A 13,441-nucleotide genomic window follows, 5' to 3' on the forward strand; every position below is an offset into this window, starting at 1 on the left:
CCCCGCGCCGGCACCGGCCGCGGCCCCTTCCGGGTCTCCGCGCGAGGGCGTCCGCTTCTCCGGCCTCGGCGCCTTCGTCCTCTTCCTGCTCGGCATCGGCGTCGGGATCGGCGGCGTCCTCGGCCTCGCCCAGTTCGCCGCCCGCTTCTGACGGCCCTGCGTAAGGGCTCCCATGCGGTGCCCCCCTTCCGGAAGAGGGGTGCGGGAGGCTAGCGTGCGCGCCCGATTTGCCGCGGCCCGAGGCCGACGACCATACGAAGGGCCGAGAGCATGAGCACCGAGACCATCCCCGCCGCCGCCCGCGCCGTGGCGCCGAGCTACCTCAACGTCGTCGACGGCAAGAGCAGCGCCGCGCTGGGCGGCGCGATGCTCGACGTCGTCGGCCCCTCTGACGGGGCGGTCCTCACGCAGATGCCGCGCAGCGGTGCGGAGGATGTCGACCGGGCCGTGGCCGCCGCCCGCAAGGCCTTCGAGGAGGGACCCTGGGGACGCATGACCGCCACCGAGCGCGGCCGTCTTCTCTGCAAGCTCGGCGAGGCCATCCTCGCCAACCACGACGAGCTCTCCTTCCTCGAGAGCATCGACACCGGCAAGCCGGCCCGCCAGGGCAAGGCCGACATCACCGCCGCGGCCCGCTATTTCGAGTTCTACGGCACCGCCGCCGACAAGGTGCACGGCGAGACCATCCCCTTCCTCAACGGCTACACGGTCGCCGTCGTGCGGGACCCCCACGGCGTCACCGGCCACATCGTGCCGTGGAACTATCCGGCCCAGATCTTCGGCCGCTCGGTCGCCGCCTCCCTCGCCTGCGGCAACACCTGCGTGGTGAAGCCGGCGGAGGACGCCTGCCTCTCGCTCATCCGCATCTGCGAGCTCGCCCTCGAGGTCGGCTTCCCGCCGGGCGTCCTCAACCTCGTCACCGGCCTCGGCGAGGAGGCGGGCGCCGCCCTCTCCTCCCACCGCGGCATCGACTTCATCTCCTTCACCGGCTCGCCCGAGGTCGGCACGCTGATCCAGTCCGCGGCGGCGAGGAACCACATCGGCTGCACCCTCGAGCTCGGCGGCAAGTCGCCCCAGGTCGTGTTCAAGGACGCCGATTTCGACGCGGCGGTGCCGACCCTGGTCAACGCCATCGTCCAGAACGGCGGCCAGACCTGTTCGGCGGGGTCCCGCATGCTGGTCGAGCGTGCGGCTTATGACGAGCTCGTCGGCCGCGTCGCCGAGCGTTTCCGCACCGTGCGCGTCGGCGCCTGGGACATGGACCTCGACTGCGGCCCGATGATCACCCCGGGCCAGAGGAAGCGCGTCGAGGACTTCGTCGCCCGCGCCCGCGCCGACGGCATCCCGGTGCTCGCCGAGGGCCAGCTCGCCCTGAACCTGCCGCCGAACGGCTACTACGTCGCGCCGACCCTGTTCGGCCCGGTGCCGCGCTCCAACCGCCTCGCCTGCGACGAGGTCTTCGGCCCCGTTCTCTCGGCGATCCCCTTCGACGACGAGGAGGACGCCGTCCGCCTCGCCAACGGCACCGATTTCGGCCTCGTCGCCGGCGTCTGGAGCCGCGACGCCAAGCGGTCCATGCGGGTGGCCCGCGCCATGCGCTGCGGTCAGGTCTTCGTCAACGGCTACGGCGCCGGCGGCGGCATCGAGCTGCCATTCGGCGGCGTCAAGAAGTCCGGCCACGGCCGCGAGAAGGGCTTCGAGGCGCTCTACGAATTCTCCGCCTCCAAGACCGTCGTCATCAACCACGGCTGAAAGGCCGTCTGAACTCACAAGCATCCACGCATCAGGGGGAAACCATGCGTCTCAAGGACAAGGTCGCCATCGTCACCGGCGGCGCGCAGGGCTTCGGTCTCGGCATCGTCGAGACCTTCGCCAAGGAGGGCGCGCGCGTCGTCGTCCTCGACCTCAACGAGGAGGGCGCCAAGGCGGCGGCCAAGCCTTTCGGCCGCAAGGCCTTCGGCATGAAGTGCGACGTCTCCAAGGCCAAGGACGTCCAGCGCGCCGTCGCCAAGACCATCGAGCGCTTCGGCCGGGTCGACGTGCTGATCAACAACGCCGGCACCTCCCACCGCAACCGGCCGATGCTGGAGGTCGACGAGGAGACCTTCGACCGCGTCTTTGACGTCAATGTGAAGTCGATCTTTCACTTCGCCCACGCGGTGGTCCCCGCGATGCGCAGCCAGGGCGGCGGCGCCATCATCAATGTCGGCTCCACCGCCGGCATCCGGCCGCGCCCGGGCCTTGCCTGGTACAACGCCTCGAAGGGCGCGGTGAACCTCCTCACCAAGTCCATGGCGGTCGAGCTCGCGCCCGACGGCATCCGCGTCTGCGCCCTGGCGCCCGTGGCCGGTGACACGCCGCTCCTCGGCACGTTCATGGGCGAGGACACGCCGGAGATGCGCAAGAAGTTCGTCGCCTCCATCCCCATGGGCCGCCTGTCGACGCCCAAGGACATTGCCGACGCGGCACTGTTCCTCGCCGCCGATCCCGGCAACTTCCTCACCGGCGTCGTGCTGGAAGTCGATGGAGGACGCTGCATATGACCGCCATCGCCCTCTCCGCCGCCACGACGCTGCCCGCCGACGGCACGGCGGGCACCCTGGTGGGCCGCGCCTTCAGGCCCGGCCTCGGCCCCTCGGTGGCCGCCATTCGCGCTGGCGGCGTCTTCGACGTCACGAGCGCCTTCCCGACCACGGCCGACCTCTTCGACACCGCCGATCCGGCCAAGGCCGTGGCGGCGAGCGAGGGCGAGCGCATCGGCGATCTCGACGCCCTCCTCGCCAACACGCCGCCCGAGGGTCGCGACGCGTCGAAGCCCTTCTTCCTCTCCCCCGTCGACCTCCAGGCGGTGAAGGCGGCGGGCGTCACCTTCGCCATCTCCATGGTGGAGCGCGTCATCGAGGAGCAGGCCAAGGGCGTGCCGGAGCGGGCCGCCGCCATCCGCGAGGAGATCGGCGCCATCATCGGTGGCGAGCTGAAGGGCCTGAAGCCGGGCTCACCGGAGGCCGCGGCTCTCAAGAAGCACCTGCAGGAACGCGGCCTCTGGTCGCAATATCTCGAGGTCGGCATCGGTCCCGACGCCGAGATCTTCACCAAGGCGCCGGTCCTCTCCTCCGTCGGCACCGGGGCGGACGTCGGCATTCACCCCATCTCGACCTGGAACAACCCCGAGCCCGAGGTGGTGCTCGTCATCTCCTCGGCCGGACGCATCGTCGGGGCCACCCTCGGTAACGACGTCAACCTGCGCGACGTCGAGGGTCGCTCGGCCCTGCTCCTCGGCAAAGCCAAGGACAACAACGCCTCCGCCTCCCTCGGCCCCTTCGTCCGCCTGTTCGACGGGACCTTCGGCATCGGCGACGTGCGGAGCATGAAGATCGCCCTCACCGTCACCGGCGAGGACGGCTTCGTGCTCGACGGGCGCAGCGACATGGCGGCAATCTCGCGCGATGTCGAGGACCTGGCCCGCCAGGCCATCGGTCCGCACCACCAGTATCCAGACGGGCTCGTGCTCTATTGCGGCACGCTCTTCGCCCCGATCAAGGACCGCGGCGAGGCCGGAAAGGGCTTCACCCACAAGCTCGGCGATATCGTCACCATCGCCAGCGACAGCCTCGGCAGCCTGACCAACCGCGTGCGCCTCTCGACGGAATGCCCGCCCTGGACGGAGGGCATCCGCAGCCTGATGGCGAGCCTGTCGCGGCGGCGCGCCTGACCCGGACGGCGAGGGAGACCCCCTCGCCGGTCTCGCTGTGATGGGCCCGTCACGGAGCCCCGCTAGGGTTTGCCTGCACCACAGGAGGCACCCCATGACGTTCACACCCGGCGACATCGTTACCCTGAAGTCCGGCGGCCAGCCGCTGACCGTCACCGCGATCGGCGACGACGAGGCCACCTGCATCTGGCTCGGCGAGGAGGGCGACCTCTTCCGCGAGGCCATTCCGCTGGTCGCTCTCCAGGCCCCCGACCTCGAGGACGAAGAGGGCGAGGACGACGAGGACGGCGACGACGGCGAGAAGGACGAGGAAGAGGCTGCGGCCTGAAGGATCCTCAGTCCGAGGTCGGCAGGCGGCGCATCGTGAACTCGATGCGTCCGTCGTCCAGTTCGCGCCAGAACTCGACCTCGGTCAGATAGGCGGCGCGGGGAAACCGGTCGAGGATTTCCCGCGCCTTGATGCGGGCCGCGTCGCGCGGCAGCACGAAGGTCTCGCGCTTCCAGCCGTCGGACTCGCGCCCCCCCGACCCCGGCGCCCGGCGGAATGCGTCGAAGGGTTTGCGGCCGCCGGATCTCATGGCCCTCGCCTCTCGGGTATCAGGCTGCGGCCGCCGCTCCGGCCACCGCCATCTTGCCCTGGTTCCTGCGCGGTCCGAACAGGCGCTCCTGCTCCTCCCACGTCGACGCCATGAACGGATAACGCTTGTAGACGCTCTGCCGCATCAGCGGAAACGACACGCCCATGAGGTTGATGGGGTTCTTCAGGTTCGGATAGTAGCGCGCCTCGCCGACCGGTTCCATGAACAACAGACGGCGGTAGAAAGCCCGGTGCTCAGTCCTGACCGTGGCCAGCGCATAGTCGGCGTCGGCATGCTCGGAGGCGAGCATGCCCATGCGCACCGTCGCATAGGGCAGGCCGGGATGGAGCCGCGAGAATTCGTGGTCGACCACGAAGCGGGTGGGATCCACGATCGTTTCGCCGGCGGCGATCCGTGCACCGAGAATGTCCCCGAAGACGCCGAGGGCCGGTGCGATCGGCTGCTCCGGAGTCGCGACGTGAACGCGGATCGAGCTCGCCAGCTGACCGTCGAGATAGAGACCGAAGATGGAGACGTTCGACGTGTGGTCGAGGTCGTCCTCGAACAGGCCGGTCTCGTTTTCGGCGATGGCCCCTTCCCTGAGATAGCAGTCGTAGCGAAGACGATAGACCGCCCGGCGATCCTCTTCCGTCTCGATGCGCCTGTAGGTCACCCGCGCGACCAGGTCGGCGACGTTGCGTGAGAACGAGCCTTCAGCATTCACCGTTGTCATATGCCATGCCTCACGAGACGCGCTGAATTCGCCGCTACCGTGAGGATGATGTTAATGCTTTTTTAACGGGTGGGAAGCGTTTGGTTAAATCATCGTTAACGCGCGTGTCGAAACACAATTAAATACACCAAACGTTATTATGATACCGCCATCCCGGCGCCGCTTTTACTCTGCCGTAACGTAAGGTGCGCTCGCCCCGTGCGGCGGGCGTCAATCCGTCGCTCAGGCCGAACCGCGCCTGTTCGAAAGGTTTTCGGGGTTTTATGGGCTGTTTGCGGGTCTGTTTCGCCGCCGGGCCTGCGACAGGCAGCCGGCTCGCCGACAAACGCCCGCCCAAGGGCCGCACACGCGCTGCGCAGTCATTCCTGCGAGTATAGATGACGTAACGTCAGTATAACGGCGTTCAGGCGGCGCGGGCGAGCAGGTCCTTACCCGAGCGGCTCATCAGAGCCCTCAGCTGTTCGTCCGGAATGGCCGGGCTGAGGATGAATCCCTGGACCTCGCTGACGACGCCGGGCGCGTCGATCAGCTTCAGCTGTTCGAGCGTTTCGACGCCCTCGACGACCACGGAGAGGCCGAGTTCCGAGCCCAGACGGGTGACGCCGCGCAAGAGCTTGGCGGCCTTTCGGTCAGTGGTGACGCTGCGCACGAAGGAGCGGTCGATCTTCACCTTGTCGAGCGGGAACTTGTGCAGGTAGCTGAGGCTGGAATAGCCGGTGCCGAAGTCGTCCAGCGCCAGGCGGACGCCCATGGCGCGCAGCCGGTTGAGGCTGTCGAGAACGGCGGCGGAGTCCTTCAGGAGCAGGGTCTCGGTGATTTCGAGTTCGAGCCGGTCGGGCTCGAGGCCCGTCGCCCTCAGGGTCTCGGCGACCAGCGCCACCACGTCGTCGCGCTCGAACTGGACCGAGGAGAGGTTGACCGAGACGCGGACCTTGTCGGGCCAGGCGACGCAGGCCTGCGCCGCCTTCCGCATGACCTGCCGGCCCAGCTCGATGACGAGGCCTGTTTCCTCGGCCACCGGGATGAAGTCGGCCGGCGAGATCATTCCGCGCACCGGATGCGGCCAGCGCACCAGCGCCTCGCAGGTGGTGATGGTCAGCGACTTCAGATTGAGCATCGGCCGGAAATAGACCGCCAAGTTCCTCGTTCTGGATGGCCTTGCGCAGGTCCATCTCGATCGCCCGCCGCGCCTGGGCCTGGCGATCCATTTCCTCTTCGTAGAAGTGAAGGATGCCGCGTCCGCCGGCCTTGGCGCGGCTGAGCGCCATGTCGGCGCTCTTCAGCAGCTGGTCGGGGTCGCGGCCGTCGCGGGGCGCGAGCGCGATACCGACGGAGGCACCCGTCGCGATCGGCTTGTCGTCGATATGGGAGATGTCGGCGATGGTGTCGATGATGCGTGCAGCGAGGCTCGTGACGTCGTTGACCGTGCGGCTGCCGCTCTGCAGGACGACGAACTCGTCCGCGCCGAAACGGGCGACGACGTCGTTCTCGCCGACGGCGAAGCGCAGACGGTCGGCGACCTCCACCAGCACCGCGTCGCCCACGGTATGGCCGAGCGTGTCGTTGACTTGCTGGAAATGGTCGAGATCGACGAAGAGGACGGCGAGCATGTCGTCCTCGCCGGTCATGGCGAGCGCCGCTTCCAGCCGTTCCTGGAACAGCGAGCGGTTCGGCAGGCCGGTGAGCGCATCGTGGCGCGCCATGTGGGCAATCCGCGCCTCGGTGCGACGCTTCTCGGTGATGTCCTCGATGGCGACCACGAGGCCGCCGGTCTCCATCGGCTGGAAGGTCAGGTCGACGTTGCAGCCGTTGGCCTGCAGCTCGAACTGCTCGCGGTCGAGGCCGTGGACGCGGCGGGCCACGGCATCGAGGACCCGGCCCCCGTCACGCTCGCTGAGGATGCCGAGCTCGACATAGGCGCCGACGATGGCTCCTGCCTGCGCGCCCGGCGTCAGGCTGTCGGGATCGAGCGGCAGGATCTGCGCCCAGCGGCGGTTGACCACCACCAGCCGGCCCTCGGCGTCGAACATGGCGAGGCCGTGCGGCATGTTGTTGAGGGCGGTGTCGAACCGGGCGGCCAGCAGCGACACGTCGCGCTTGGCGATGATGGCGTTGAGCAGGATGTCGCGCAGGCGCCGGGCGATGCTGCGCACGCTGCCGAAGAAGGGCACCGCGAAGCAGGCGAGCACCAGATAGTCCCAGACGCCCGTCATCACCATGCCCAGCACCAGCGGCGCGCAGAGCAGGGCGATCTGGTTGTCGACGAAGGGGCCGTTGGCGAAGTTCCGGCCGGTGACGCCCACCATGTAGGACAGCGCGACCGAGACGCAGAAGAGATGCGCCGCCATGGACTGGGTCAGGTTGAAGGTCGCGAAGCACCACAGGCCGATGGTGAAGACCAGCAGGTTGGCACCGAGCGTATACTCACGCTCCCACCGCAGCGCCTGTTCGTAGGTCTCGACGTCCTTGCGCACGCGACGGTAGGCCATCATGCGCAGGGTGCGGATTGCCCCGATGAGGATGATGGCGAAGGGAAAGGCGACGAGAACGGGATGGCCGGTCAGGTAGGCGGTATAGGCCGTACCAGCGAGGGCGGCGACGATGCCGAGCAGCAGCGAACGCACGTCCTCATACAGCGAGTCGACCATCGAAACATAAATTTCGACGGGCAGCTCGCGCATCATGTCGCTCGATGACTTGCCCTGCACGCGCGTCATATCGACAGAAGTACCAACCGGGGAGCCTCATCCGGGAGGATGGGCTTACCGATCGAATCAACCAAAAAAAACTTGCCCATCAATTAATTGGCGCGAGATGGTTGCTTCTACTCGCGCGCTGATCGCTCTTCCGGCCGTTGCTCACCCGTTACACATTCCGCCAACGCCTGATCGACCAGCGCTCCCACCGCGGCCCGCCCGACGGGAAAATCGGCGGCCATCCAGCGCTCGCGGATGTCGGCGAGGACGGCGCCGATCCGAGGTCCCGGAGTGAGCCCCCGCCTTTGCAGTTCCTCGCCGGAGACAGGGAAATGCGGCGCCGCCCAGCGGTCGGGCAACCCGACGAGATCGCGCCAGGCGGGGTCGTCCGCCGGAGCGCCGGAGCGTGCGAAGCCGACCAGCACCCTGTCGCGGAAACCACGCGGGCCCACCGCATAGAGCAGCCGCTTGGCGGCGGCAGTCCCCGCCTCGGGGTCGATGCGCCAGCCGTGGCCGATGCCGTCGAGGCGGCGGAATTCGGCGTTGGAGAGGGCGAGACGCTCGCGCAGGCGCAGCGCATCCTCGCGCGTCAGCACCGCCAGCAAAGCCAGGCGCTGTACGGGGTCGGGGGCGATGGCGAGGGCCTTTTCGACCGCCGCGAGCCGGTCGATGCCGGCCGACGTGGTCACGCCCCCGACCACCCGCCCGAGGAGGCCGCAATCGGCCATGGCCTGGCACGTCGCGCCCGCGCGCGGGGCGACGACGAGCTTCGTGATCTCCGCGCGCAGGCGCTCGCGCGAGAGGTCGGCAAGCCCCTCCCGCTCGGCGATAGAGGCTGCGAGGGCGTCGCGGTCGATCTCCCCGCGCGCGTAGGTGGCGTGGAAACGGAACAGGCGGAGGATGCGCAGGCGGTCCTCGCGCACGCGCGCCAGCGCATCGCCGATGAACCGCACCCTCCCCGCCGCGAGGTCGTCGCGGCCGCCGAAATAGTCGAAGAGCTCACCCTCCGCCGAGAGGCTCATGGCGTTGATCGTGAAGTCCCGCCGCGCCGCATCCGCCTGCCAGTCGCGGCCGAAACGCACGACAGCCCTGCGTCCATCCGTCGCGATGTCCTCGCGCAGCGTCGTCACCTCGTAGCCGATCCCCTCGGCCACCACCGTGACGGTTCCGTGGTCGATGCCGGTCGGCACCACCTTGAACCCGGCGCGGCTCGCCCGCGCCGCGACGACGCCGGGCTCGGCCGTGGTGGCGAGGTCGACGTCGCCCGGCGGCAGTCCGACCAGCCAGTTCCGCACCGCGCCGCCGACGGCCCGAACCGTGTCGCCCTCGACCCCGATCACCCCGACGAGCCGCGGCACGGCGCCCGCGGCGAGCCAGTCCGGAGGAGCGGGAAGCGCTGTCATCGCGGTGCCGGGTCGCTGCGCCGCTCCATCTGGGCGGGATGATAGACCCCGTTCTCCACCCGGGCGGGGCGGTAGATCACGTTGGGATCCCGCACCTGGTAGGCGAGGTGGTAGAGAAAGTAGCCGCCCCCCAGCACGATGCCGAAGAGGCCGAGCCAGATCACCGGCTGGCGGTCCCAGTGCTCCTTGAGAAAGGGGCTCTTCTCCTTCAGGTGCAGCCAGCCAACGTAGAGCGCGAAGGGCAGGATGAAGAGCGCCAGGTTGAGAACGATCCTCATGCGCCCTCCCCCACCGAAGCGTCCTCGCTCAGCCGTTCCCAGAGGTTGCGCAGGATGCCGGCGGTGATGCCCCAGATGTAACGGTCCTCGAAAGGCATGGCGTAGAAGTGCCGGGTCTGGCCGTTGAAGTCGCGGGACTTCTTGTGGTGGTTGCGCGGGTCCATCAGGAAGGCGAGCGGCACCTCGAAGGCGTCCGTCACCTCGCGCGGGTTGAGCGTCAATTCGAAAGGTGGCGAGACGAGCCCCACCACCGGCGTGATGAGAAAGCCCGTTCGCGAGTGGAAGGGCAGCAGGTAGCCGAGAGGGCGCACGTGGGTGCGCGACAGCCCCACCTCCTCCTCCGCCTCGCGCAGGGCCGCGTCGAGGGGGGTCGCATCGCCCGGTTCGATCTTGCCACCGGGAAAGGCGATCTGGCCGGAATGGTCCGGCATGTCGCTGGAGCGCTGGGTGAGAAGGATGGTCGGTACCGGGCGCGCCACCACCGGCACCAGCACGGCCGCCGGCCGCGCCGGACGCCCCTCGTTCACCGTGTGATCGCCGAGGTCGGGCCCGTTGCCGAGCCCGCCGAACAGGTCCTGCCGCACGGAGGGCACGGTGAGCGACAGCCGCCGGGTCACCACGGTGCTGAATTCGTCGGACGACAGGGGAATCACGTCAGGCCCTCGATCTCGGTCGCTTCCACCATGGGATAGAAGCGCCCCGCAATGAAGACTCCGAACCAGTCCCGCCCCTCGTGCGCGGCAACCTCGCCGAGGCTCGCGAGATCGTGAAAGAGGGCGCGCGAGACCAGCGCCCAGAGGTCGCGCCGCACGTGCAGGTAGGGCTTGACTCCCTCGGTTCCGGTTTCCTTCTCGAAGCGGAGCGGGTGCTCCTCGCCCACCTCGATCCAGTCGTCGACCTGGGTGCGGAAGGCGAGGCGCCGCTCCCGCCCCTCGCCCTCGGCCCGCATCTCCACGGCAGTGAACGGCGCGTCGTCGACGATGATGCCGATTTTCTCCACGGGCGTGACGAGGAAAAATCGCCCCTCTTCCCGCTTCAGAACGGAGGAAAACAGCTTCACGAGCGGCATCCGGCCAATCGGCGACTTCATGTAGTGCCAGGTGCCGTCCGCCGCGATCCGGATGTCGAGGTCGCCGCAATAGGGCGGGTTCCACAGGTGGACAGGTGCCCCCCCGCCACCCCGTTTCACCTGGGCGGCGATGGCGTCGAGCCCGGCCGGCGGGGTCATGGCGGTCGTCACCCTCTGCACCTCACGATTGAGTGAAAGACTTCTCAAAAAGGCCCGAGTTTCGCTCGAAGCCTGTGACGAACGTAAGTCTCGACTATCCCCGTCGCAACGCATGGGCCATGATGCACTGCGACGAAAACGCAGCCTCGAAGGGAGTGACCATGACCGCCGAGACCGCCGAACGCATGGAAGACGCCATCGTCCGCGCCGCGGAAACAACCGCCGCTCAGGTGCGTACGGCGCGCGGCAATATCTCCACGGTCATCTTCGGCCAGCAATCGGTCATCGACCGCGCCCTCATCACCGTCCTTTCCGGCGGACACGCGCTCCTCGTCGGCCTGCCCGGCCTCGCCAAGACCAAGCTGGTCGAGACCATGGGCACAGTGCTCGGCCTCGACGCCCGGCGCATCCAGTTCACGCCCGACCTCATGCCCTCCGACATCCTCGGTTCCGAGGTGCTGGAAGAGGCGGCCGGCGGCCGCCGTGCCTTCCGCTTCGTGAAGGGCCCGGTGTTCGCCCAGCTCCTGATGGCGGACGAAATCAACCGCGCCTCGCCGCGCACCCAGTCGGCCCTGCTGCAGTCCATGCAGGAGCACCACGTGACGGTCGCCGGCGAGACCTACGAACTGCCCCGGCCCTTCCACGTCCTCGCCACCCAGAACCCGCTGGAGCAGGAGGGCACCTACCCCCTCCCCGAGGCGCAGCTCGACCGCTTCCTCATGCAGATCGACGTCGACTATCCCGACATCGAGGCGGAGCGGAAGATCCTGTTCGACACCACGGGTTCCGAGGAATCGCGCCCCAAGCAGGCTCTCACCGCCGAGGACCTGATGGCCGCGCAGCGCCTGGTGCGCCGCCTGCCGGCCGGCGAATCGGTCGTTGAGGCCATCCTCCAGCTCGTCCGCTCCGCCCGCCCCGGCGCCGCCAAGGGCGAACTCTCGGGCGCCATCGCCTGGGGTCCCGGTCCCCGCGCCTCGCAGGCGCTGATGCTGGCGGTCAGGGCGCGCGCCCTGCTCGACGGCCGCCTCGCCCCTTCCATCGACGACGTGGTGGCCCTCGCCGAGCCGGTCCTCAAGCACCGTATGGCGCTCTCCTTCTCCGCCCGCGCCGACGGGCTGACGGTGGAGAAGACGATCGCCGCCCTGGTCAAGCCGATCGGCTGATCCATGGCCCTCTTCGACCTCGGCCGGACGGACAGTCGCGAGGATCACGCCGGCCGCCTGATGCGGGACGGCGAGATGCTGGCGGCCGCCCTGCCGCGGCTGGTGCTGGAGGCGCGGCGCGTCGCCTCCACCGTCGTGCACGGTCTCCACGGCCGCCGCCGGGCCGGATCCGGCGAGAATTTCTGGCAGTTCCGCCGCTTCGCCAGCGGCGAGCCGGCCAGCCGCATCGACTGGCGTCGCTCCGGCCGCGACCAGCACCTCTATGTCCGCGAGCGCGAGTGGGAGGCAGCCCACACTGTCTGGATCTGGCCGGATTGCTCGGCCTCCATGCAGTTCGTCTCGCCGCTCGCCTGGGAGACCAAGCGCGACCGCTGCATCGTCCTCGCCTTCGCCCTCGCCGAGATCATGGTGCGCGGCGGCGAGCGCGTCGGCATCCCCGGGATCCTCCGTCCGACGGCGAGCCGTGCCATCATCGACCGCATGGCCGATGCCCTTCTCGCCGTGCCCGACCTCGCCGCCGCCAGCCTGCCGCCGCGCGCGCCGGTCTCGCGCCTGTCCGAGGTCGTCATCCTCTCCGACTGCCTCGTGCCGGTGGACACCTTCCGCGACGAGATCAAGAGCCTCGCCTCCGCCGGGTCCCGCGGCCACGTGCTGATGATCAACGATCCGATCGAGGAGACCTTCCCGTACAAGGGACGGGTCGAGTTCGAGGAGCTGGAGGACAGCCTGACCATCACCGCGGGCCGCGCCGAAACCTGGCGGGACGACTACGTGGCGCGCCTCGCGGCGCATCGCGCCGCCCTGCGCCAGGAGTGCGACAGCCGCGGCTGGAGCTTCGGCATCCACCGCACCGACCAGCCGCCGGCCACCGCCATCCTCGCCTTGCACCAGCGCATGGGACCCGGCTCGCGCGACGCCGGCCCTCGGATCGGGGGCGCCTGATGCTCGGCCTGCCCCTCGCCTTCGCCTCGCCCCTGGTGCTCTTCGCCCTCGCTGCCCTGCCGGCGCTGTGGTGGCTGCTCAGGCTCGTGCCGCCGCGCCCGCGCCGGGTCCGCTTTCCCCCGACGCGCATCCTCATGGACATCGCGCCCAAGGAGGAGACGCCGGCGAACAGCCCCTGGTGGCTGACGCTGCTGCGGCTGCTGCTCGCCGCCATCATCATCCTCGCCATGGCCGGCCCCTTGTGGAATCCCCCGGCGGCGACATCCGGCGGTCGCGGGCCCGTTCTCCTGATGATGGACGACGGCTGGCCGTCGGCCTCCTCCTTCGAGCAGCGCCAGCGCGTGGCCGGCGAGATCGTCGCCTCCGCCGAGAGCGCCGGACGCGCCGTCGCCCTCGTCCCCACCGCCCGCCCGGTCATCGACATCGCACTGGAAACGCCGAGCTCGGTGCGCGAACGGCTTCGCTCGATGGAGCCACTGCCGCATACCCCGGACCGCGCCGCCATCCTGCCGGCGCTGCAGAAGTTCCTCGGCGCCCAGCCCGAGGCGGAGATCGTCTGGCTCACCGACGGCACCGACACCGGCCGGGCCGAGACCTTCATCGCCCAGCTCGCGCCGCTGGTGCGCGGCCGCAGCGTCACCGTCTTTTCGGGCGGCACGCAGGCCCCGCTCGCCCTCACCGGCGCCACCAACACGGCCGGCGGCTTCA

14 protein-coding genes and 1 pseudogene are annotated in these 13,441 nt (G+C 69.2%); 7 read left to right on the top strand and 8 right to left on the bottom strand.

Translation table 11 applies throughout. From position 1 onward, the window contains the following. Positions 1–270: 270 nt before the first annotated feature. From ACT6XY_RS19885 to ACT6XY_RS19900, 4 genes are all read left to right on the top strand, one after another. The gene (locus ACT6XY_RS19885; RefSeq protein ID WP_444750041.1) at positions 271–1,752 is read left to right on the top strand and encodes an aldehyde dehydrogenase family protein; all 1,482 of its coding nucleotides are present in this window, start codon (positions 271–273) and stop codon (positions 1,750–1,752) included. Positions 1,753–1,796: 44 nt separating this feature from the next. Continuing rightward, positions 1,797–2,543, top strand: coding sequence for a glucose 1-dehydrogenase (locus ACT6XY_RS19890; RefSeq protein ID WP_444750042.1), 747 nt, complete (start codon positions 1,797–1,799; stop codon positions 2,541–2,543). Continuing rightward, the gene (locus ACT6XY_RS19895; RefSeq protein WP_444750043.1) at positions 2,540–3,712 is read left to right on the top strand and encodes a fumarylacetoacetate hydrolase family protein; all 1,173 of its coding nucleotides are present in this window, start codon (positions 2,540–2,542) and stop codon (positions 3,710–3,712) included. The genes ACT6XY_RS19890 and ACT6XY_RS19895 overlap by 4 nt, the downstream gene beginning before the upstream one ends. A 94-nt stretch (positions 3,713–3,806) precedes the next feature. Then, positions 3,807–4,040 carry a YodC family protein gene (locus ACT6XY_RS19900; RefSeq protein WP_444750044.1) on the top strand — a complete coding sequence of 78 codons (234 nt, stop codon included), beginning with the start codon at positions 3,807–3,809 and terminating at the stop codon, positions 4,038–4,040. Between the two features lie 7 nt (positions 4,041–4,047). Here ACT6XY_RS19900 and ACT6XY_RS19905 read toward each other — a convergent pair whose 3' ends face one another. From ACT6XY_RS19905 to ACT6XY_RS19940, 8 genes and pseudogenes are all read right to left on the bottom strand, one after another. Next, positions 4,048–4,290 (bottom strand): hypothetical protein, encoded by a 243-nt coding sequence (locus ACT6XY_RS19905; RefSeq protein ID WP_444750045.1) that lies wholly within the window; start codon positions 4,288–4,290, stop codon positions 4,048–4,050. 19 nt (positions 4,291–4,309) lie between these two features. Continuing rightward, positions 4,310–5,023: an N-acyl amino acid synthase FeeM domain-containing protein gene (locus tag ACT6XY_RS19910; protein WP_444750046.1), complete on the bottom strand. Its 714-nt coding sequence runs from the start codon at positions 5,021–5,023 to the stop codon at positions 4,310–4,312. A 403-nt stretch (positions 5,024–5,426) separates the two neighbouring features. Then, the gene (locus tag ACT6XY_RS19915; RefSeq protein WP_444750047.1) at positions 5,427–6,140 is read right to left on the bottom strand and encodes an EAL domain-containing protein; all 714 of its coding nucleotides are present in this window, start codon (positions 6,138–6,140) and stop codon (positions 5,427–5,429) included. Between the two features lie 124 nt (positions 6,141–6,264). Next, positions 6,265–7,740, bottom strand: a pseudogene (locus ACT6XY_RS19920) (diguanylate cyclase domain-containing protein); the annotation flags it as partial. Positions 7,741–7,847: 107 nt separating this feature from the next. Then, positions 7,848–9,122 carry a CCA tRNA nucleotidyltransferase gene (locus tag ACT6XY_RS19925; protein WP_444750048.1) on the bottom strand — a complete coding sequence of 425 codons (1,275 nt, stop codon included), beginning with the start codon at positions 9,120–9,122 and terminating at the stop codon, positions 7,848–7,850. Further along, positions 9,119–9,400 (bottom strand): DUF6111 family protein, encoded by a 282-nt coding sequence (locus tag ACT6XY_RS19930; RefSeq protein WP_444750049.1) that lies wholly within the window; start codon positions 9,398–9,400, stop codon positions 9,119–9,121. Before ACT6XY_RS19930 ends, ACT6XY_RS19925 begins: the two co-directional genes overlap by 4 nt. Next, a complete protein-coding gene (locus tag ACT6XY_RS19935; protein WP_444750053.1) occupies positions 9,397–10,044 on the bottom strand; it encodes a CoA pyrophosphatase in 648 nt (215 codons plus the stop codon). Before ACT6XY_RS19935 ends, ACT6XY_RS19930 begins: the two co-directional genes overlap by 4 nt. A 5-nt stretch (positions 10,045–10,049) precedes the next feature. Further along, positions 10,050–10,628: a DUF1285 domain-containing protein gene (locus ACT6XY_RS19940; protein WP_444750050.1), complete on the bottom strand. Its 579-nt coding sequence runs from the start codon at positions 10,626–10,628 to the stop codon at positions 10,050–10,052. A gap of 161 nt (positions 10,629–10,789) precedes the next feature. Here ACT6XY_RS19940 and ACT6XY_RS19945 point away from each other — a divergent pair, with 161 nt between their 5' ends. The 3 genes from ACT6XY_RS19945 to ACT6XY_RS19955 form a co-directional block, all read left to right on the top strand. Next, entirely contained in the window at positions 10,790–11,791 is a 1,002-nt protein-coding gene (locus ACT6XY_RS19945) for an AAA family ATPase (RefSeq protein ID WP_444750051.1), read from the top strand. A 60-nt stretch (positions 11,792–11,851) separates the two neighbouring features. Next, complete coding sequence (locus ACT6XY_RS19950; RefSeq protein WP_444750054.1) at positions 11,852–12,733, top strand: DUF58 domain-containing protein; 882 nt, start codon at positions 11,852–11,854, stop codon at positions 12,731–12,733. After that, positions 12,733–13,441, top strand: a 709-nt coding sequence (locus tag ACT6XY_RS19955) for a BatA domain-containing protein (protein ID WP_444750052.1), incomplete at its 3' end; no start/stop codon positions are given. The genes ACT6XY_RS19950 and ACT6XY_RS19955, both read left to right, overlap by 1 nt.

Origin of the sequence: Phreatobacter sp. (genome assembly GCF_052440005.1) — a bacterium.
In the GTDB taxonomy this organism is placed as follows: domain Bacteria; phylum Pseudomonadota; class Alphaproteobacteria; order Rhizobiales; family Phreatobacteraceae; genus Phreatobacter.